Here is a 21,066-nt window from a genome sequence, read left to right as displayed (position 1 = left end):
ATAAAACCACTCGGGAGTTGAGCATATGAAAGTTTTTCGTTTATTTTTAATTGTGGTCCTGATCGCGATTATTTCTTACACCTTTGTTACAATTTCGCGGCATGGCTTGGGCCTTATCCCAATCTTCTTTGGCGACATGGCAGCCATGACTTGGCCGGGTCAGTTTAATTTTGACTTCATGTGTTTCTTGTTTTTGTCTGGAATATGGACAGCTTGGCGTAACAAATTTTCTATTTCAGGCTTAATTTTAGCTCTGTTTGCTTTTTTCGGCGGTATGTTATTTTTATCCGCCTATCTTCTCTATCTAAGTTTCGAGACCAAAGGCGATATAAAGAGAATGATGCTGGGCGACCGCTAGCTCAATTTTCTCACACGCGCTTTGCTGTAAAAAAGCTAAATTCCCTTTGCGGCCTTTGATGATCTCTGATAGTTGCCGCTTGCAAAAGTAGGAGACTCCCATGGAGATTCGAGAAGGCCTGACCTTCGATGATGTGCTTTTGCAGCCGCAGGCATCTGATATTTTGCCAGCGGACGCGATCTTGAAAACGCGCCTCACGAAAAAGATAGAAATTAACGTCCCGCTGGTCTCGGCGGCGATGGATACTGTGACCGAAGCGCAGCTAGCGATTGCTATGGCGCAGACAGGTGGGATCGGTGTAATTCACCGAAATCTATCGATTGAGGAGCAGGCGGAAGAAGTTCGTAAGGTGAAGCGCTACGAATCTGGGATGGTTGTGAACCCCATTACCATTGGCCCAGATGCCACGCGCGCAGACCTCAAAGCCCTCGGTGATCATCACAACATTTCTGGTATTCCAGTTGTCGAAGATGACGGAACACTCGTCGGGATCGTGACTAATCGCGATGTGCGTTTTGCCGATGATCCAAAAGAAATCGTGCGTAACCTCATGACAACAGATTTGGTGACCGTCAAAGTCGGCGCCAGCGAAACGGAAGCCCGTGCGCTCCTTCACAAACACCGTATTGAGCGACTTGTCGTTGTCGATGATGATTACCGCTGCGTTGGCTTGATAACAGTCAAAGACATGGACAAAGCGTTATCCCACCCTAATGCCTGTAAAGACGAGCATGGTCGCCTGCGGGTTGCGGCTGCTTCGACAGTTGGCGATGCCGGATATGACCGCGCAATCGCGCTAATTTCGGCTGGCGCAGATGCCGTCGTGATTGATACAGCGCATGGTCACAGCTCTAAAGTCATCGAGACGGTTGCGCGCCTGAAGAAAGATTATCCCGATGCTCAAATCATAGCTGGTAACATAGCGACTGCCTCTGCAGCTAAAGCTTTGATTGACGCCGGCGCCGACGCCATCAAAGTCGGTATTGGCCCAGGGTCGATTTGCACCACGCGGATTGTGGCGGGCGTAGGTGTGCCGCAGCTGACCGCGATTATGGACGCGTGTTCCGTTGCAAACAAAGCGGGCGTGCCTGTAATTGCGGATGGCGGAATTAAATATTCTGGCGATATGGCAAAAGCTATCGCGGCTGGTGCGGAGTGTGCCATGGTCGGATCACTGCTCGCGGGTGCAGAGGAAACGCCGGGCGAAGTTTTTCTGTATCAAGGGCGGTCTTATAAATCCTATCGCGGAATGGGCTCAGTTTCTGCCATGGCGCGAGGATCGGCAGACCGTTATTTCCAAAAAGAAGTCAATGACAGTATGAAGTTAGTGCCAGAAGGTATTGAAGGTCGTATAGCCTATAAAGGGCCTGTTGGCCCAATCCTCCATCAACTTCTCGGCGGTATTCGCGCGACGATGGGTTATACTGGCTCCCGCACAATCTCGGATCTGCACAAAAACGCAGAGTTCGTGAAGATCACCAATGCTGGCCTTCGCGAGTCACATGTCCATGATGTCCATATCGCCCGCGAAGCGCCTAATTACTCGATGCCGAGCTAATTATGGATCACCCTCTTATTTTTCCAATGCTTATCCAAATGGGGATGAGCTTGATGATCTTGCTCTGGCTTGCTTATTCGCGTGTTAGCCGCATTTCAAAGCAGGGCATTGCGGAAATCCGCAAAACTGGTTTTCCTGTGCATGTCAATAATGCCTCTGATAACTTCAAAAACCAATTTGAAGTGCCCGTCATTTTTTATGTGCTTAGCTTGCTGATCATTGTAACTGGCGCCCAAACGTCTGTGATCATTACTGCAGCATGGGTGTTCGTGATCGGGCGAATTATTCATGCGTTCATTCAGCTCACTAAAAACGTGATCTTTCCGTGGCGCTTTGGCGTATTTGTTATTACCGTTTTAGCTTTGATTATAATGCTAATCTCTTTCACCCTGCAGGTCATATAATGCGTTTAGGCGGACGAATTCAGGCGGCAGCGGAAGTCCTCGAAGACGTTTTAGAGCGTCGGACCCCCGCCACTATGGCGCTACGCGATTGGGGTAAGTCCCACCGTTTTGCAGGCAGCAAAGATCGCAACGCGATTGGTAATATTGTTCACGATGCCTTGCGCCAGAAAAGCTCTATCGCGTTTCGGATGGATAGCGAAATGCCGAGGGCTTTAGCACTAGGAGCTGTTATCTTTGGCGATCTCGTGACTTTGGATGAATTGCTAGAACAAACCGAAGGCGACCAGCATTTCGCCGCTGTGACCCCAAATGAAATCGCTAAATTAAAAGGCCAGATCAACTTGGACGAAGCTCCTGATTGGGTGCGAGCGGATGTGCCAGAGTGGATTTGGCCCGCATTCGAGAATAACTTTACGGAAGAGGCGATAACGGAAGGCCAAGCGCTTGCCGCACGCCCTCCACTGGATATGCGTGTTAATACAATTAAAGCGGCTCGGGATGATGTGGCAAAAGCACTAGGGTTTGCGCCAACGGAATTGTCACCTATCGGTCTCCGCGTTCCGCCTATTGAGGGCAATGGCCGTCATCCGAATGTGCAATCAGAGCCACAATTCATGATGGGCGAGCTAGAGATTCAAGATGAGGGTAGTCAGTTGGTCAGCCTTCTCGTGGCCGCACAACCCGGCGATAGCGTTCTAGACTTCTGCGCAGGCGGCGGCGGGAAGTCTCTTGCACTCGCAGCTGATATGAAAGGCGAAGGCGAAGTCCACGCGTTTGATATAGATAAGCGTCGTCTCGCACCGACTTATGAGCGTGCCATGCGGGCAGGGGCGAACAATATTAAAGTGCATCAGCCACCCCAAGACAGCTTATCAGATTTAATTGGAAAGATGGACCGCGTTTTGATTGATGCGCCTTGCACGGGTGTTGGTACGTGGCGACGGAAACCAGATACAAAATGGCGTATGACTGAAGACGCACTGGAACGACGCGTAAAAGAACAAAAAGTCGTATTAGACGCTGCGCATCAATATGTGCGTCCTGGCGGTCTTTTGTTTTACGTAACCTGTTCCATGCTGGCTGAAGAAAATGAACAGCAAGTCTATCAATTTTTGGAACGCCAAGAGGGCTTTACACTGCTTTCCGCTGGTGAAGTCTGGGAAGACAGATTTGGTGTCGATAAGCCGAAGCCTTGGTCTGAAGACGGGCTGACAGTGACATTAACGCCTGCATCAACACATACAGACGGTTTTTTCTTTGCCGTCATGGAGAAATCAAAATGAGCCAGCACGCAGACATCATCGAAACGCATGAAAAGCTGCTGATCGTTGATTTTGGCTCTCAAGTCACCAAGCTGATTGCACGACGTGTGCGTGAAAGTGGTGTCTATTCTGAAGTTCATCCCTTCAACAAAGTCGACGCTAAATTGCTCGCGAGTTTTGACCCGCGCGCCATTATTCTTTCTGGTGGCCCAAGCTCGGTCGTCGGGACAGGCACACCTCGTGCGCATCAGGCGATATGGGATCACGGCGTGCCTGTTCTTGGTATTTGCTACGGACAGCAGACAATGTGCGCGCAACTTGGCGGTGCGGTTGAGACATCTAATGAGCAAGAGTTCGGTCGTGCGTTCATGGAAACGCAGGGGAATTCACCGTTATTTGAAGGCCTTGGTGATCGTGAGCAAGTCTGGATGAGCCATGGTGATCGTGTTAGTAAATTACCAGAAGGGTTTGAAATTATTGGTATTTCACCTAATGCCCCATACGCCGCGATTGCGAATGAAGACAAGCGGTATTACGGCGTATAATTCCACCCTGAAGTGGTTCATTCCATAAATGGCTCAACCATTCTGCGCAATTTCACTCATACTATCGCTGGGTTTAAAGGCGATTGGACCATGGCGGCTTTTAAAGGTGAAATGATCGCGGCTATTCAAGCCCAAGTGGGCGATGGCAAGGTGATTTGCGGACTGTCAGGCGGTGTTGATAGCTCTGTCGCTGCTGTTTTGATCCATGAGGCCATCGGTGATCAGTTGACGTGTGTTTATGTCGATACGGGGATGATGCGCAAAGGTGAAAGCGAACAGGTCACAAAATTGTTCCGCGATCATTACGATATTAATTTGATCCATATCGATGCAGGTGATGAGTTTTTAGGCCTTCTAAAAGGTGTGGAAGACCCTGAAAAGAAAAGAAAAATTATTGGTGGGACGTTCATTGACATATTTGAACGGGAAGCCAAGAAGGTTGGCGGTGCAAAATTCTTAGCCCAAGGGACGCTTTATCCTGACGTGATCGAGTCTGTTAGCTTTGATGGCGGTCCCTCTGTCACGATCAAATCTCACCATAATGTTGGCGGTTTGCCAGAGCGTATGGACTTGAAACTGGTCGAACCTTTGCGGGAGCTATTTAAGGATGAGGTCCGCGCTCTTGGCCGTGAATTGGGCTTACATGAGGATTTCGTCGCGCGACACCCATTCCCAGGGCCAGGCCTTGCCATACGCTGCCCGGGAGAGATTTCCGTTGAACGCTTAGACATTCTGCGCGAAGCAGATGCGATTTATCTTGATCAGATCAAAAAACACGGCCTTTACAACGATATATGGCAAGCTTTTGCAGTGCTTTTGCCTGTTAAAACTGTTGGTGTTATGGGCGACAGTCGCACATATGATTACGTTCTAGCCCTCCGTGCTGTTACATCTACGGACGGGATGACCGCAGATTATTATCCATATTCTCACGAATTTCTTGGTGAAACAGCGACGCGTATCATCAATGAAGTGCGCGGCGTAAACCGTGTCGTCTATGACGTGACATCTAAGCCACCAGGAACGATTGAGTGGGAATAGAGCTGATTTACTCCCAAATTTCTGCAGTGAATTAACTTTTCAGCCCGCAAAACTCCATATCACAGCATGAAAGCTGAATCACGCCTAAACCTGATCGTAACCCTGATCAGGTAGCTTACACATATAAGCGGCAAATAGACCGCGATAATGGTGTGAATGGTATAACGTGGCTTTGATGAGAGTATTTTTACTCATATCTATGCTGGTTTTGGGTTTGGTATCCCAAGGCTCAGTTTTGGCGGGCGAAAGCTCGGCTAAAGTCATGCTCGAGATTGTAGACGGCGATACAGCCTTCATGATCGATAAAAAGGCTCAAAAAGCCTGGTGGATCGTTGGCGAATGTCGTCGACCTATCCCAATCGAGCGCAATACGTCCCAAAAGGGACAATCCTCAAACAAATCAATGATGTCTAAGAAGTTAGTCAAAGATGTCCGTTTGGGATCACGTCAAATATCGCTGGAACAACAGTTCCGCTTTAATCTGGCGAACGATCCCGTTTCTGTGTCCGTTTACAACTCCGTATGGGGTGGATGGTCGCCAGTGCTTGTGCAAGTCAACTCGACTTGCACCACTGACGCTCTCTGCGCTTCCCGTATGGAGTTGCCGGAGTGCTAGGACATCATTCACACCCATTTACGCTAGAAGTTAAACAAAAACAGTGGTTTATCGCTGTTTTTGTAATGATTTTAGCGATCATGTCCTTGGCGTTTAGCGATGAAGCTATGGCGGAAGAGGTGCCAAATGTCGCGACGGCATCTACCCCAACACAAGAAGCCGCTTTGCCCATTGAGCAGACACCCACCATCAACACCCAAATCATAGCGGAGGTTGATAGTTCTATTATTGTGAAGCTTGAGGGCGAAACGCTAGAAAGCACGGAAGTCCGGCGCGCGGCAAATGGTGGTCTGTATGTCAATGCCATGCCGATTTTCGAAAGCCTCGGAAATCAGGTTGAATTTGATCCAGCTACGAAAGCGCTGATTGTGCGCCGCAGTCAAGACGGCGTCGTCATGGAATTGTATACAGATACAGGCATTGTGAAAGCCGATGGTCGGCCTTTAGGAAAATTGAAGCATTTCGGCGAAGTTTCTGATGGTAATTATCTATTGACCCCCAATGCAATCGCTGTTCTGTCCGGTGCAACGGGGCGGTTTAAGGCGGAGGAGAATGTCTTTGATTTCCGCCTCGACCCGCGTTTGAAAGTCGCAACAGGCTTTGATATTTTTGTCAACGGGGTCGCATTGGGTAATTTGGAGCCAGCCCCCAAATCTGTTGGCCCTGTTTTACTTCTACCGCTACTGCCGATTGCGGAAGCGTTAGGTCATAATGTCCAAGTTATTGAGGGCGGTAGCGTTGTTAAAGTACGCCGCGCGCAAGATAGCGCCGTGCTAACGCTGAACCTGGAAACTGGGTTAATTAAGATCCGCGATAACCCTATCGGCCTGTCCAAAGACATCGCTTACATTGATGCAACGAACTTGTTGCTTCCCGTCTCCGCTATCGAGACCCTGACAGGCACGCATGTTAAAGCGGAGGGCGGCACGAACCGGATCAATATCGACTTAGATGACCGCCTAACCGGGGCGATTAAGCCAACTGATACCGTTGACGAAATCGCGAAAAAGACACCGTTCACACCAGAAAGCCTGTCTTTCACCCTCGACCCAGACACGATCAACCAAGTCGAACTTCGGGCACATGCAGGTCGCGTCAATGGACGTTTGCGGTATGAAATGCCAGACCTGCCTATGAACAGTGCGGAGTTACAGCCGAGTTGGCTGTCTGTCGACTTGGCGCATACAAATGGCATGACTGGCTCTATCGGCGATTATGCAGCAGATCAGCGCGAGTTAGACGGCGTTGGATTACGCCGTATTCGCGGAGTCTCTGCGCGGAAAGTCACGGAAAAAGGACGTTGGGCTCTGGCGGCGGGAGTGCCTGTTGACGGGGCTAAGCAGATTTCTGATGATCAAAGCCGACAAACATTTGGTGGCGTGGCGGCGGGTGTTCGCTTTGCGGATCGTGATGGCTGGGAAGCTGGCGTTTCCTATAAAAAAGACAGTTTGACTGATGATCAAATGGTAGTCCTCTCCGCCATATCTGGGAAGCTGGGGCGCATAAAAGATAAGTCTTTACAATGGGATGCCGAAGGGTCTTTGGGTTATTTCAATGGCGCCGCGCGGGAAAGTAGTGTTGATCTGCGCTTAACAGGTCGCGGACGTTTCATCGCGAATGATCTCGTGACGCTTGACGCAGCAGTATAATATGATGGCGCAGAGTTTTTGCGCTCTGATCTGGACGCAGAAGAGACTGAGCGCGCAATCTCAGATCTTACTGATCCAGATGATATTGAGGAAGAGGCGGGCGGTATTCCCGATACGCGTCGCAGAGGCTTGGACCGCCTTGCGATCTCTGCAACGGCCAGGTTTACACCGAAAGTGTCAGAAAATTCTATTTTGGATCATCCGGCAGGGGCACTCCGTATGAGTCAAACGAAAGCAGGTGCCTTCAAGAACGGCGAGTTGGGAAGCACGATCACAACTGTTGGCGCGTCTGTCGCAACGGGTTTGCGTGATACGGGTGTCAGCCTATCGGCCGATACAACGATTTATACGCTTGATTATGCAGATGACCGCGCGTCAGAAAAGGGACGTCAGTTTAACGTCAGCGCTTACAAACAATTCGAGGATTTCACGCTTCGGACGCAATATCGTAATGACAAAGTGGAAGGCGAACCCGTGGAGCAAAGCCTCAATGCAACACTGTCACGTCGCGCCTTTAATCTACCGCTGCCGAAAAATGCCAATGTATCGATTGCCCCGTCTGTTCGGGCGCTGTGGAATGGCGAGGATGTGTCTGCGCAGGGCGGTATCTACGCGAATTTGAACTCTGGTAATATCTTGGGTAAAAAAACAAAATTGAGTGCGTCCCTCGGCGTATTACAATCTCTATCCAGCCAAGATGGTAATGGTCAAAATGCGACTGAAAAATTCCTGACAGTCGGCCTGTCACGTCGCGTACGCCTTGGTAAAAATATGGCGGTTGGCTTGGCTTATCGGAATGACCTCAACGGAAATCAGCGTATCGGATTGCAACTGGATGGGCGGTTTGAATTTAACGAAGCTCGTAAATACCGTGAGACAAAAGAAGGGCGTGGGGTTTTAAAAGGACGGACTTTCCTAGATGCAAACCGTGACGGCATTAAGCAAGAGGACGAAGTCGCTATCCCGCGGGCTATGGTTCGGGTTAAGGGCACACGTATGGCTCTACGCACTGATAATGCAGGCTATTTTACGATCCAAAATATCAAAGAAGGGCTATATGAAGTCCAGATAGATGCGCAGAGCTTGCCGCTTGGTTATGATTTGTCGGAAGATGTCTCAACCCGCGTAACAATCGCAGACGGTCAGATTTCAGATGTCCCACTGCCCATCGTGCAACGTGGCCAAATTCGGGGTTTCACCTTTGTCGACGAGAATGATAACGGCGAATTTGATAAGGGCGAGGAGCGTGTCGAAGGCGCAAAGCTGAAACTAGTATCAACGGACGGCACAGAAAAAGCGACAGTTTACTCTAGCAGCTTTGGTCAATATGCATTCGATGACTTACCATCTGGCGAATACGAGATCGTAACGCTGAGCAATGAGAAAGCTGGCATTGTCGCTGGCGCGTCGGTTACCGTTAATCTCGCAGATGCGAAAGACCTTATGGCGCGGGCCAATTTAATCGTTAAGCGCAAGACCAAGCCTATCCGTCATGCGCGTGTGATCATCGAAGATATAGATAATTCCGCTGGAAATATCTTGGATCAGCCAGGCACTGTCCCGCCTCCCGATCAACCTCTGCCAGACACACCAAATACCATGGCGTCGGTTTCTACTGAATCGACGCTGCCATAACTGGGCGGGTTTTTGACACTCACGACGAATGTCGAAAACCCGTCTTTTTTCTTGTTTCAGGCAGAGTAAATTCTCTGCTAGACTGTTGGGATGAAACTCTATTGCCATCCCATTTCTCCCTATGCTCGCAAAGCCATGATACTTGCACGCCTCAAAAATATTGAGGTTGAAGAGTTATTGCCAGAAAAAGACGGCGCAAATGGATATAAGGCGGGGGACAACCCTTTGGGAAAAATACCAGCCCTTGAATGGCAGCCGCAGCAATTCCTCTTTGATAGTCCTGTCATATGTCAGTATTTAGACCAAATGCAGGAGCCGCCAATTCTGCCAACTGACACGCATATGCGTTTTTTAAATATGTGGCAGCACGCACTGGGCGACGGTCTATCGGATGCGGTCTATAATTATCGTCAAGAAATCGTTCGTCCACAGGCTTTGCATTGGGATGAAATGATAATGCGGCATGAAACGGCGATATTGAAGTCTGTGGCAACGCTTGATCATATTTGTGACTGGCTCGGCGGTCCTTGGACTTATGGTAATCTGGCAATTATTTGCGGGCTGGATTATGCGAGCTATCGCGCGGAGCATTTGAAGTGGCAAGAGCGTGCGCCAAAACTTGCGGCCTGGCACAGCACATTTATGGACGATCCGCATTACAAGGATACACTCAACCATGGTTAAACGTGTCATTATCGGCCTAATCGCCTTGACGGTTCTTGCTGGTTTGGCGGTCTTTTTTGGCCGCAACCAGCCTATCAACCCCATCAAGTTAATCAAAAATATCAGTCGCAGGTCGATGCGTTTGATTTGCCTGCTATGCCCAAAGATTGGCAGTGGCATCGCTTTAGCGCGGTTGACGGAACCAATCTACGCTGGGGCGAAACGGGTAATCGCGGTGCATCTAAAGCCACGATCATTATTGTTCCAGGTTACACGGCAACGCTAGATATGTATGGCGAACATGTCGACCTTTTGGCCGAGCGGGGCTATCACGTTATGGGGCTAGATTTGCGGGGTCAGGGCGGAAGCGACCGCCATTTCCCGAAGCACCCTGAAAAAATGTGGGTTGAAGATTTTGCCATTTACTCTGATGATTTGGCTGCTTTCATAAAGACTCACACGCGTCCAGAGCGTGTCGTTATGCCTATGGCGATGTCCTTTGGCGGGCACGTTGCTGCGCGCATGGCAGTGGATCACCCAAATGTCGTTGATGGGTATTTTTTAGTCGCACCCGCTATTGAACCTCTGGCTGGAGAGTCCGCTTTTGAGGATGCGGGACAGCAGTTAAATACAGCGCAAAAATTGGGACAGGGCGCAAAATATTTACCTGGGAATGGTGATTGGATGCCTGCGACACCTGACGATCTGCTGATTAGCGGGATTGAATATTGCAGCTCCAACCCTAAGCGTCTGCCGCTGCGTGACGTGATTTTTACCCGTATGCCGGACCGGCGTGTTGGAGGAGTAACGGTACAATGGGGCGCTGAGTTTTTCCAATCTGCAGTTCTGATGAAACAGGATGGCTATTTTGATGATGTCACTGCGCCTGTCACAATGATTGCCGCAGAACGCGATGACTTCGTGTCTAATGCGGCGATAGATCGAGCCTGTGAGGACTTAGCAGATTGCAAGCTCGTGCGTTATCCTGGCACGGGTCACTGTTTGCCGCAGGAAACGGATGATGTGGTTTTCGCGATGTTTGACGAAATTGACGTGCTGTATCAGCGCATCATCGTAGCCCGCAATTAGAGATCGCGTTTGAAGAAGGCTGGCATTTCATCGCCAAAGCCTTTGTGGTCAGCTTTGCCAATATCTGACCGACTGTGGCGGCGTTTATCTGAATTGCCCGAGTTGGAAGACTTGGTGCGAGACTCGCGTTTTTGTTTGTTGTCACGCTTGGGTTTATCTTCGCGCTTTGGACGATCGTCACGTTTTTGCTTCGCCCCACGTTTGGACGAATCCTCATCCTGAGGGGCATCTTTTCGCTTTGGCGCCGCGCGTCGATTGGACTTTGCGCGTTTGTCTTTGGTCGCAGTATCTGTCGAAGAGGGCTCAGTGCGCTCTGTTTTGGACTCCGCCTTTGTCTCTGTGTCTTGACCTGGCCGCTTTGGCGCAGCTCTGCGGCGAGACGCTTTGGCCTTTGGCTTTGCGTCAGACGTTGTTGTTTCAGTGTTAGAGGCGTCCTCAGTTTTGCGACTACGTGCAGGCTCTTTGGCTGCTTCGTCAGAATTACGAGACGGTTTACGGCTAGAGCGACCGCTATCGCGTCCACCGCGACTATTCCGGTCACGTCCGCGGCCTTTTTCACCGCGAGAAGATTTGCGATGCTTGCCGCCGTCTTTCGGGAAGTCTTCGATACCTGGAATCTCTATTTCTTCGATTTCCTCAACCTTGATCATATTCAAGATTTCTTGGTAATTCTTCTGATCCAGACGCGACACCAACATGATAGCGTCACCTTTGCGACCCGCGCGACCGGTACGCCCAATCCGGTGGACGTAATCTTCTGAGTGATTTGGCACGTCGAAGTTGAACACATGAGACACAGAAGGCACATCAAGTCCCCGTGCAGCGACGTCAGACGCGACCAAGAATTTGATCTCACCATTTTTAAATTGTTCCAGCGTCTCGGTCCGAAGAGATTGCGCGAGGTCACCATGAATTGGCGCGGCGGACATGCCGTGAACCGAGAGGGACTTGGCAACAATATCGACGTCTTTTTTACGATTACAGAAAATAATTCCGTTATCGACATCTTCGCGTTCGATCAACCAACGCAAGGCTGTGCGTTTTTGCTTAGGGTCAGATGATGGCATACGCACGATTCTGCTGCGTCACAGTCTTCGCTGTCATATTGCGTCGCGCGACTTGGATCGTAACGGGTTGGTGTAGAAATTGATCCACAAGGCGTTTAATTTCCGCTGGCATCGTCGCCGAGAAGAAGAGGACTTGTCGCGTGAACGGCGTAATTTTGAAGATTTTTTCGATGTCTGGAATAAAGCCCATGTCGAGCATACGGTCAGCTTCATCCACGACAAGCGTTTGAACACCTGTCATCAAAATTTTACCACGCTCAAATTGATCAAGCAAGCGACCCGGAGTCGCGATTAAAACATCGACGCCTTTAGACAACTTCTTGTCTTGTTCAGCAAAGCTCACGCCGCCGATCAGGAGGGCCATTTCTAACTTTAAATACTTACCATATAGTTCAACATTTTCAGCGACTTGTGCAGCAAGCTCACGTGTTGGACATACGATCAAACATCGCGGCATGCGCGCACGTGCACGGCCACGAGCAAGCTTGTGCATCGTCGGCAGAACAAATGCACCTGTCTTGCCGGTGCCAGTTTGAGCAATGCCCAGAACATCGCGTTGCTCGAGCGCTGCAGGGATTGCGCGCGCTTGAATTGGGGTTGGGTGTTCATAGCCCAAGTCGTCAAGGGCTTTGATAATTTTTGGGCCAAGGCCGATCTCTTTAAAGGTCACTTTGACCTCTTCGTCGGCGGGTATTTCTTCAGGGGTTTCGGGTGCGCTCACAAGGGGCCAATCTACGAATTCGTTTTACGTCATATTACGGACGGACCACCCGTCAACATTCGCGCGCAACATAACTGCACCGCGCCAAAGGTCAATGGCAGAAAACGGCGCGCAAATTAGGTGTCAAGGGGCGAATGAGGCATCCAGACCCAGTGCCAAAGTTAGTCGATCTTTGTATTCGTCTCGCGCAATTTCAATCGCACCCAAAGTCTTCAGATGATCTGTCAAAAATTGGGTATCAAGCAAAACAAAGCCGCGTTCATTTAACCGCTCCACGAGTTTGACAAGTGCGAGCTTGCTAACATTTGTGCGCAGCGAAAACATGCTCTCGCCGAAGAAAGCGCCGCCCTGTGTTACGCCGTAGAGGCCGCCAACTAGCTTTTCAACCTCCCACACTTCCACGGAATGGGCATCGCCTTGCTCATGCAAGACTGTGTAAAGCATTTCAATGCCCTCACTAATCCAAGTCTCTGTGCGGGTGAGGGCGCACGCCTCTATGACATCTGCGAAAGCTTGATTGTAGGTGACCGTATATGCGTGGCGTCGCAGAAACTGTCGCATGGAACGAGAAATTTTAAGGCCGTCCAGCGGGATAATGCCTCGCATTTCAGGCTCCATGAGGAAGACGTGCCGATCCTCACGACCATCGGCCATTGGGAACACCCCGCGCCGATAACAGGCTAAAAGTTGCTCTGGATCGAAAGGCTCGCTCATTCCTCAAACGCAGTTTGTATGTCTGCGCGCTCTTCTTTGAGAAGTGTTTTTCGCTGGAGCAGGGTTGCTTTTAGACGCTCTGGATTTGGCGCATAGAGAAACCCAAAGCTGACTGCACCGTCTTTGTCCCGCACAGCGTGGTGTAATCGGTGCGAATGGACGAGGCGTTTCAGATAGCCTCGCTTTGCTTGCACCCGAAACGGCCAGCGTTGATGTACGAGGCCGTCATGCACAATCCCGTAGAGCACGCCGTAAATCGTAAACCCTAGAGCGACCAACCAAAGCGGTTGCCACCACAATGATCCTAGAATAAATAGCCCTGCCGCGATGACACTGAAGCAAACAGCGTAGAGATCATTGGTCTCAAACGGGCCGTCTGTATGAACATGATGACTTTCGTGCCAACCCCAACCTGGACCGTGCATGTAGTATTTATGGAACGCCCATGCGAAGACTTCCATGAAGATCACACTCCCCAAAACTATCGCAACGGCGCCGATCATTTTGCAAACTTCCGAGCAGGCAGGCGCCACCACGGCTCATGCGGATAAAGGTGATGTTCGTGGTGATACCCAAAGTGAAAACACGTCAGTAAGGATAGCCAGCGCGGGAAATTATTTGTTCGTGCATTATGCTGATCGATAAATTCGCCTTTATGACGATGCGTTAGATATGTCCCGAAGTAGAATAATTGCACAGATGACAGGATTGCGGGAACGGCCCACATGATGATTGTATTGATATAACTCGCACCCAAAAGGATGTAGGTCACGGTAAACCCGAACAGCACTAAAACTTGCCGCCAGCCAAAATAGGTGAGGAAGAATTTGAAATACCAGGGCCAGAAAGCATTTGGGTTAGCTGCATTAAAATCTGGATCGTCTTCTGTACCCGAGTAGTCGTGGTGAGCATGATGGGCGTCTCGCATGGCTCGCCAATTAAATCCTGCATAGACGAACATGATAGCCGTCCCAATGAAGGCATTGGCCTTCGCATTATTTGGCACTAAAGAGCCGTGCATCGTATCATGCGCTATAATAAATAGGCCAGTATAGAGCCAACACTGCAAGGCGATCAGCCCGATAGTCTGCCATAATTGTGCAGAGAGCTGGTGAAAGAAAATACTGTAAATATGGACAGTCAGCCAGGCAGACGCGACCATGACCGCGTAAAGCGGCCCTAAGTTTATCGGTGATGTGGTCGATGCCTTGGCCACTTAAACTCTCATCATTTTATGCGACACGACTGCCGCTAGGATTAGCGCGATTACAGCGCCTCCGAATAATACACACCAGACAACAAATAACTCTGCGATGTTTTGTCCGCGTGCCAATATGCCATAAAATGCCTCAATAGCCCAATGGTTGGGCGTAAATTGTCCAATATCTTGTAGCCAACTCGGCATCATAAAGCGCGGCACCATTGATCCTCCGATTGCCGAAAACAGCAAGACCACGAAAGTTGACACTGTATGCATTTGAGACGTTGTGCTGCACAGAGCGGCAGTGAGAAGTGCCAATGCGGCCGCAATCATAGCGGAGCCTAGGCACGCTAAGCCCAATGCGGGGAGGGCTTGCAAAATAGGAACTGCGAAGAATACATGTGCCACCGCAACGATCAACGCGGCTTGAATAAACCCGATCATAGTCAAAAATAAAAACTTTCCAGTTAGCATAGCCAGCGCTCCGCCAGCCCCGACCATCAGACGATCAGATATTCCGTTTCGGCGCTCCTCAATAGACAGCGCCGCGCCCTGCATCGCGGAAAACAGTAGGAACAAGATCGCTGTGCCACCGATATAATATGTCACGGACTGATCACTTACTGTGCTTTCATTCGTGTCGGGTAAGGCGTTTTTCTCTACGAATAGTTCAGGTGCGTCGGCACCAATTTGCTTCGCGAATATCTGTCGAAGCTGGCCCTTAATGACTGTCGCAGCTACATCGCGGCTAGGGTCTTTGATGATCGTGAGGGGCGCATTGGAAAGCTGTGCCATGTCGCCTGATATGATGACTCCGACATCGGCTTGACCTAAGCGGACCTGTTCAATAACTGGCATGTCCGATGTGACGATTGTGAATGTGGCTTCAGCCTCAACGGCTTCCATAAACCTGACCGAAGCTGGTGCGTCACTCTGCAAATCCATTGCAACGCGTAATTCCAGAGAACCGCCAGAGGCGTTCGAGAAGATTGCCGCGAATACGGCGAAAATAAATCCGGGCAGCAGAAACGCTAATACCAGTGCGCCTTTGTCACGCCACAGGCGCAACCACATTATTTTGAAAATGGCACTGATCACGACCCAATTTGTCCTGTTTGCTCAATTCGATGCATCAGCGAATTAAGGCCAGAGCCGACGCACAGTAATCTCCCGAATAATTTCATTTCCGCCTCGAAGGGCCGTCATAAACGCTGACACAAAAGAGACTTCGTTCGCTTGTGTTGTCGCGACCCAGACTGTTGGCATTTCACCCTGTTCAAAGGCGAAGGGACGCATCGCGGCGAGAGTCTGCGCGTCTGGCGCTACTGTAAACCTGACAACGACTTCGCGGGCGCCTGCGAAACTGCTATTGAGAATGCGGGACGGTGTGTCAAAAGCCAGCGTTGCCCCGTCGAACAAGACCAAGACTTTGTCACAGAGCGCTTCGGCTTGTTCTAATTCGTGGGTTACCAAGATCACAGCCATGCCGCGCTCTGCCAAAGTCCTTGCAAGACGGTGGACCACATCTCGAGCAGGCGTATCGACACCTGCCGTGGGTTCATCAAAGATGATAATGGCTGGGTCGTGCATAATAGCAGCGGCCACATTGATGCGCCGCTTCATCCCACCAGATAAAGTCTCGACAAGAGCATCAGCTTTATCTTCCATCCCAACGGCCTTGATGGCATCATTGATAGCAGCAAGACGGTCCGCACGGGGAACACGCAGCAATTTGGCAATTACGTGTAGGTTTTCGGATGCGCTAAGGTGTGGGTACAGTCCGATGTCTTGCGGGACAAGACCGATATGGCGCCGCCGATCGCCGCCCCGCTTTAGGAGTTTTTCGCCGACTTTCATGACCCCATCTGGCTTAATTCGACCGCACAATGCCTTGATAAAGCTTGTTTTTCCTGCGCCATTGGGCCCAATAACAGCGACGAGTTCTCCTTCATTTATAGATATGTTTAAGTCTTTCAACGCATGATGATCGCCGTAGTGAACATTTAGGTGTTCGGTCTGTAGAACGATTGGCGCAGGCATTAGCTGTCCAGAAAAGCGAATTGCTTGTCCAAAACTGCGTTCATCGTGGGAGTATTGCACAATTCAGCCCGAGATAGAGCGTCTTTGGCGCTATCTATGTAGCCATGAAGGCGCTGTTTTGCGGCGTCTGATCCTGCGAGGGCTAGGATTGTGGCTTTGCCAATATCTCTGCCCACCGATTTTTCAGCCTGATCCTCGTTCATTACTGTGTCTTTGACGTCATCCATGAGTTGAAAGGCGAGACCTAAATGGTAGCTAAAGTCCTTGAGGGCTGCGCGTCGCGCTGCCGATAGCTCCGCCAGTATTGCAGCCGCCTCCACAGAGAAATCAAATAGCGCACCTGTTTTGAGCGTATTTAAACGCTCTATCTCGGCAATGCTCGCATTTTGATCTGTATTCGCAAGGTCCGCCATTTGCCCTGCGATCAATCCTTTTGATCCCACGGCATAGGACAGCAAATCTATCATTTCGACCCGTTGCTGCGCGGAAATATTAAGTGAGGCCAAAACACCAAAGGCACAGTTGAGTAGGGCCGTCGCCGTTAGGATCGCTGTGCTTTCATCAAAAGCTATGTGCGTCGTAGGCTGATTACGGCGAAGGTCAGCGTCATCCATACAAGGCAGATCATCGAGGATAAGCGATGCCGCATGCACCATCTCCGCCACGCATCCAACATCTACCGCTGCATCCAAACCGTTGGCGGTCTCTACACCGCCGCCTTTGGCTACAAAAACGCAGAGCAATGGGCGGAAGCGTTTTCCGGGAGAGAGGAGGGCGTGTCTTTGGGCTTCGTGCAGCCGGGCGGGCCATGTCTGCGCGGTCGGTACAATACTCGCCAGCCGGGTTTCGATCATACCGTGAACGGCTTTGATCTGCGCGGGTAGCTGTGCGTCGCGAATTGGCAGTGGTTTGGCATCAGTCGTCATTTTGCGCGTGAGTCTCCTTTGCCTTGGCTTGCCACAAAGCAGACTGGTGGGAAAGGGGGTTGTATGCGCGCCCTATATACAATCCTCCAGCCGCTTAATATTAACGAGTTTGAGCAACTCTGCAGCAGCTTCTGCATCGCACAAAGCTCGGTGGTGGGCGTTCAAGTCAATCTGGTAGGCACTACATAGATTTTTGAGCGAATAAGACTTGTGGCCTGGATAGAGTTTTCGCATTGACGCGCAGGTGCAAATTTTGGGGTGGCGGAAGCGACGATCAATCATTTCATATTCCGCACTGATAAAGCCATAGTCGAAATTGACATTATGAGCCGCAAAGATTGCGTCGCCCATAAAGCTTGCAAAGCTGTCAGCAATCTCGCGAAAGACAGGCGCGTTGGCTACCATAGCTTCACTGATCCCTGTTAGGCGCGTAATATTTGGCGGGATAGAGCGTTGCGGGTTGATCAGGCTTTGCCATTTGTCGATCACAACGCCGCCCTGCATTTTAACAGCGCCTATCTCGGTCACGCGGTGAAGCCCAGCGCGGCCGCCTGTTGTTTCAACGTCTACGACAACATAGATTTGCTTCGGATCAATGACCCATTCGACCCGAATTATCTCTGCTTGAAATCCTGCTGCGCGGAGTTGCTGTAAGCGGGTAAGTTGATTGCGGCGCAAGACATCGCCTTGGGCTTTGATCTCTATCAGACGTGCTTTTCCTGCTTCGATCAGCATCAGGTCAGGGTAGCCATCTTTCATCTGGGTATAGTTTTCACACATCAGCCTCAAAATTCTAGGGAGAGCGCCCCTGGGAGCCGCAAAGATCAAAGCTTTAATGCGGTCCAAAGATCGACCTTTCCACTGTATCAGGCCGTTAGATTGACCATATTGACGGGTCAGCGTTTGGAGGAGTTGGATGAAAACGAATTGCGGCTCGGTGTCTAGCTTCCGCAGTTTGACCTCAATTTGGTCGCGGTAGCGGTGATAAAACGCGCCAGATGTTAGGCTTTCAGGGAGGGTATAGCTGCTGCCTTTTGGGTAGAGTTCATCCCAAAATAGTAGTCCAAAGAGAGTCTTCCACGGCACATTTTCTGTGCGGTAGGCTTCAATCCCCTTCGCTTTGAAATATTGCAGTGCAGCGCGTTCGGGCTGATTGCGATAGGCTTCATCCAACTTTAGCACACGTGCGTCTCGCAATATGTCAGTCATAACAGACGTGCGTTTCTTGTTAAATTTCCGCGCGTAGAAATCTTGCGCAAAGGCATGTTCGCTATCGCTGCTAGGATTATCAATCATTGCCTCTAGGCGTGATTGCACCCAATCCGTTTCGCCGCGCTTATAGCGCAAGCGCACAACGCGTTCATTGCAGTGCGGACTGTCCGTTTTCTCGTAAAAGGTAAGGGCGCCTTCTACGTCGTCCCGCCGTTCTGCGCGCCCACCAAGCTTTTGTAGTAGCTTTTCGCGACGTCGCTCGCTGCGCGAACATTGCGGGGAGGGCCAATGCTTAACTTCGCTCAAGTCTTCGACGCCCTCATTTTTGAAACGATAAAGGGCGTCGGCGTAGAAATAGGCCGCCTGAGCCTCCGCTCTATCGCCATAGATCACGCGGCGTTGCGACTGAGGTTCAGCGGGCTTGACCAAGCCTAGCGATTGCAGCGTCGAGGCTTGCAAGTTTCGCTCAATTCTCCCGTGATACAAAAAATAGATGAAATTGAGCGGAGTTGTGTTGCGTTGCACAACATAATGTTGTGCGATCGTTACATCTTCGAAGTCTAGCTGATCAACGGCGATTTCAACCAGTCGCTCTTTTTTCCAAGATTTCTTAAATTCGGTCTCGCAAAGGTGATCAGACAGCAATATTGCTAGGTCAGGTTTGGTGAGGCTAGAGAGAAACGCGGCGAAATGACGAGCCGTTACATGGCTGATTAGGTTTTCTGCGTGAAGTCGATCAAATTGGGCCGAGAGATTATCTATCTCTGGGTAGGTCAACTTCGTCACGTCAAACACACGGCCTTTTCGACTGGCTAGCCGAACATATGCGCATTGCGCCCCGTGGGGCAGGGCGCGAAACTTTGTTAAAAACTTCAATTCGGCTTTGCCCAAGACCGATGTGTGGTGCCGACTTACGTCATCCAACATGTTTTGAAAATTGGTATGATAGTAAAATTGCGGCAGGTCTTTGATGGACCAGGCTTTGCCAGCTGCCGCTCGCTGGTACCGCCGACGCTCGCTTTGAATATAGCTATGAGCTTTGGTAGGCGGCACTTTGACGTTTCCTCTTATAAGCAAGCGAGTGCCCGCATGTTAGAACAAATAACGAACGCTTTATCTAAGTCAACTGATGATGAGATCTTGCGCTATCTTGTTGCTAGAAAGTCACAGTCCGACAAATTCGACAACTGGTCCTACCAATTACAACAAATCGGTGTGGATAATAGGTTGACACCATCAATGCTATTCGGTCTGTTGGGTGTAATCAGAAAAATCTAATTTTCAAAGGGGAGGCATTCATGCCCAATAATTCTCATAAACTATTTGCTGCATCTGCCAAAAGTCTGCTTTTGGCGAGTTCCACGCTTGCTATGGTGTCCGTATCGTCCGTCGCTTTGGCGCAGGACAATACAAATGGCGACGAAGTTGTTGTCACAGGCACACGCCAGATCATTCAAGACTCGATTGTTTTGAAGCGCGACAGTGCGCAAATCGTTGACGGTCTCTCCGCGGCGGAAATCGGCGACCTACCAGCGCTTTCTATTGGCGAGGCGCTTGAAACGATCACAGGCGTTGCCTCTCACCGTGAAAATGGTGGCGCGACCGAAGTGTCAATTCGCGGACTTGGACCTTATCTAAGTTCTACGGTTTTCAATGGCCGTGAAGCAACGAACGGTTCAGGTGATCGCTCAGTCAACTTTTCGCAATTCCCGTCGGAATTGATGAGCAAGCTAGCCGTTTTCAAAACCCAGGATGCAAGCCAGATCGAAGGCGGCGTTGCGGGGCAGATTCAGCTCGAAACGCTTAAGCCACTTGATTACAACAAACGCCGGATACAGTTCGACCTCAAAGGCAACGTCAACCCCGATCAACTTAATCAGAGTGATACGATTGCTGGCGATATCGGTTTTCGCGGTATAGCCTCTTACGTTGATCAATTCGAAGTCAATGGCCTTGGCGATATTGGTTTCTCATTAGGTATTCAGCGCAGTGATATTTCACAGCCAGAGCAGGAAGTGCGTTCGACGAGTAACTCAGGTAGCTCATCATTTGCATGTTTGGTTGGCAGTGATCAAAATCAGGGTTTCTCTAATGACACGAGCCGCGACGATGATTGTGAAGATAATCCAGCGGGTTCCAGCAATAATGGCGGCTACAATACAGCTATCAATCCAGAAACGGGGCTGGCGTTTGATTTTGGAGAGGAATATGTCTTCGTCCCATCGCAGCGCGCCTATCGTCAGAACGATACGCGTGATCAGCGCGATTCAATCTTTGCGGCCCTACAGTGGCAGCCAACTGACCGCCTAGACGTAAACTTTGACGTATAATATTCTGACCGCACACGGACAGAGCAGCGGAATGA

General features: G+C 50.2%; 19 protein-coding genes and 1 pseudogene. 11 read left to right on the top strand and 9 right to left on the bottom strand.

Annotated elements, in window-relative coordinates; translation table 11 throughout:
- Positions 1 to 25 precede the first annotated feature (25 nt).
- The 10 genes and pseudogenes from AB8615_RS05950 to AB8615_RS05905 all read left to right on the top strand — a co-directional run bounded on the left by AB8615_RS05950 (position 26) and on the right by AB8615_RS05905 (position 10,820).
- Complete coding sequence (locus AB8615_RS05950; RefSeq protein WP_409433993.1) at positions 26 to 358, top strand: hypothetical protein; 333 nt, start codon at positions 26 to 28, stop codon at positions 356 to 358.
- Positions 359 to 458: 100 nt separating this feature from the next.
- The gene (gene guaB, locus AB8615_RS05945) at positions 459 to 1,916 is read left to right on the top strand and encodes an IMP dehydrogenase (RefSeq protein ID WP_409433992.1); all 1,458 of its coding nucleotides are present in this window, start codon (positions 459 to 461) and stop codon (positions 1,914 to 1,916) included.
- Positions 1,917 to 1,918: 2 nt separating this feature from the next.
- The gene (locus AB8615_RS05940; protein WP_409433991.1) at positions 1,919 to 2,320 is read left to right on the top strand and encodes an MAPEG family protein; all 402 of its coding nucleotides are present in this window, start codon (positions 1,919 to 1,921) and stop codon (positions 2,318 to 2,320) included.
- Positions 2,320 to 3,603, top strand: a complete 1,284-nt coding sequence (locus AB8615_RS05935; RefSeq protein WP_409433990.1) for an RsmB/NOP family class I SAM-dependent RNA methyltransferase — start codon at positions 2,320 to 2,322, stop codon at positions 3,601 to 3,603. Before AB8615_RS05940 ends, AB8615_RS05935 begins: the two co-directional genes overlap by 1 nt.
- Positions 3,600 to 5,168, top strand: a pseudogene (gene guaA / locus AB8615_RS05930) (glutamine-hydrolyzing GMP synthase). Before AB8615_RS05935 ends, guaA begins: the two are co-directional and overlap by 4 nt.
- 175 nt (positions 5,169 to 5,343) lie before the next feature.
- The gene (locus AB8615_RS05925; protein ID WP_418153003.1) at positions 5,344 to 5,784 is read left to right on the top strand and encodes a hypothetical protein; all 441 of its coding nucleotides are present in this window, start codon (positions 5,344 to 5,346) and stop codon (positions 5,782 to 5,784) included.
- A gap of 80 nt (positions 5,785 to 5,864) precedes the next feature.
- Complete coding sequence (locus tag AB8615_RS05920; RefSeq protein WP_418153002.1) at positions 5,865 to 7,433, top strand: stalk domain-containing protein; 1,569 nt, start codon at positions 5,865 to 5,867, stop codon at positions 7,431 to 7,433.
- Between the two features lie 18 nt (positions 7,434 to 7,451).
- Positions 7,452 to 9,068 (top strand): MSCRAMM family protein, encoded by a 1,617-nt coding sequence (locus AB8615_RS05915; protein WP_418153000.1) that lies wholly within the window; start codon positions 7,452 to 7,454, stop codon positions 9,066 to 9,068.
- A 90-nt stretch (positions 9,069 to 9,158) separates the two neighbouring features.
- Positions 9,159 to 9,752 (top strand): glutathione S-transferase family protein, encoded by a 594-nt coding sequence (locus AB8615_RS05910; protein WP_418152998.1) that lies wholly within the window; start codon positions 9,159 to 9,161, stop codon positions 9,750 to 9,752.
- A gap of 135 nt (positions 9,753 to 9,887) precedes the next feature.
- Positions 9,888 to 10,820: an alpha/beta hydrolase gene (locus AB8615_RS05905; protein WP_418153059.1), complete on the top strand. Its 933-nt coding sequence runs from the start codon at positions 9,888 to 9,890 to the stop codon at positions 10,818 to 10,820.
- Here AB8615_RS05905 and AB8615_RS05900 read toward each other — a convergent pair.
- The 9 genes from AB8615_RS05900 to AB8615_RS05860 all read right to left on the bottom strand — a co-directional run bounded on the left by AB8615_RS05900 (position 10,817) and on the right by AB8615_RS05860 (position 19,754).
- Positions 10,817 to 11,887, bottom strand: a complete 1,071-nt coding sequence (locus AB8615_RS05900; RefSeq protein ID WP_418152996.1) for a helicase-related protein — start codon at positions 11,885 to 11,887, stop codon at positions 10,817 to 10,819. The genes AB8615_RS05905 and AB8615_RS05900 overlap by 4 nt on opposite strands.
- The gene (locus AB8615_RS05895) at positions 11,874 to 12,608 is read right to left on the bottom strand and encodes a DEAD/DEAH box helicase (RefSeq protein WP_418152994.1); all 735 of its coding nucleotides are present in this window, start codon (positions 12,606 to 12,608) and stop codon (positions 11,874 to 11,876) included. Before AB8615_RS05895 ends, AB8615_RS05900 begins: the two co-directional genes overlap by 14 nt.
- Before the next feature lie 123 nt (positions 12,609 to 12,731).
- Positions 12,732 to 13,322: a leucyl/phenylalanyl-tRNA--protein transferase gene (aat, locus tag AB8615_RS05890; RefSeq protein WP_418152992.1), complete on the bottom strand. Its 591-nt coding sequence runs from the start codon at positions 13,320 to 13,322 to the stop codon at positions 12,732 to 12,734.
- Positions 13,319 to 13,825, bottom strand: coding sequence for a sterol desaturase family protein (locus AB8615_RS05885; RefSeq protein ID WP_409433982.1), 507 nt, complete (start codon positions 13,823 to 13,825; stop codon positions 13,319 to 13,321). The genes aat and AB8615_RS05885 overlap by 4 nt, the downstream gene beginning before the upstream one ends.
- Positions 13,822 to 14,538, bottom strand: coding sequence for a fatty acid desaturase (locus AB8615_RS05880; RefSeq protein WP_409433981.1), 717 nt, complete (start codon positions 14,536 to 14,538; stop codon positions 13,822 to 13,824). Before AB8615_RS05880 ends, AB8615_RS05885 begins: the two co-directional genes overlap by 4 nt.
- Complete coding sequence (locus AB8615_RS05875; RefSeq protein ID WP_409433980.1) at positions 14,539 to 15,621, bottom strand: ABC transporter permease; 1,083 nt, start codon at positions 15,619 to 15,621, stop codon at positions 14,539 to 14,541.
- A gap of 42 nt (positions 15,622 to 15,663) precedes the next feature.
- Complete coding sequence (locus tag AB8615_RS05870; protein WP_418152989.1) at positions 15,664 to 16,563, bottom strand: ABC transporter ATP-binding protein; 900 nt, start codon at positions 16,561 to 16,563, stop codon at positions 15,664 to 15,666.
- Positions 16,563 to 17,489, bottom strand: coding sequence for a polyprenyl synthetase family protein (locus AB8615_RS05865; protein WP_409433978.1), 927 nt, complete (start codon positions 17,487 to 17,489; stop codon positions 16,563 to 16,565). Before AB8615_RS05865 ends, AB8615_RS05870 begins: the two co-directional genes overlap by 1 nt.
- 72 nt (positions 17,490 to 17,561) lie before the next feature.
- Positions 17,562 to 19,754, bottom strand: a complete 2,193-nt coding sequence (locus AB8615_RS05860; RefSeq protein ID WP_409433977.1) for an exonuclease domain-containing protein — start codon at positions 19,752 to 19,754, stop codon at positions 17,562 to 17,564.
- 245 nt (positions 19,755 to 19,999) lie between these two features.
- Here AB8615_RS05860 and AB8615_RS05855 point away from each other — a divergent pair, with 245 nt between their 5' ends.
- Complete coding sequence (locus AB8615_RS05855; protein WP_418152987.1) at positions 20,000 to 21,031, top strand: TonB-dependent receptor plug domain-containing protein; 1,032 nt, start codon at positions 20,000 to 20,002, stop codon at positions 21,029 to 21,031.
- The last annotated feature ends 35 nt before the right edge of the window (positions 21,032 to 21,066 follow it).

This window comes from Litorimonas sp. RW-G-Af-16 (assembly GCF_048319245.1).
Classification (GTDB): Bacteria; Pseudomonadota; Alphaproteobacteria; order Caulobacterales; family Maricaulaceae; genus Litorimonas.
The sequence above is the reverse complement of the archived record's forward strand: the minus strand, read 5'-3'. Positions and strand labels throughout refer to the sequence as shown.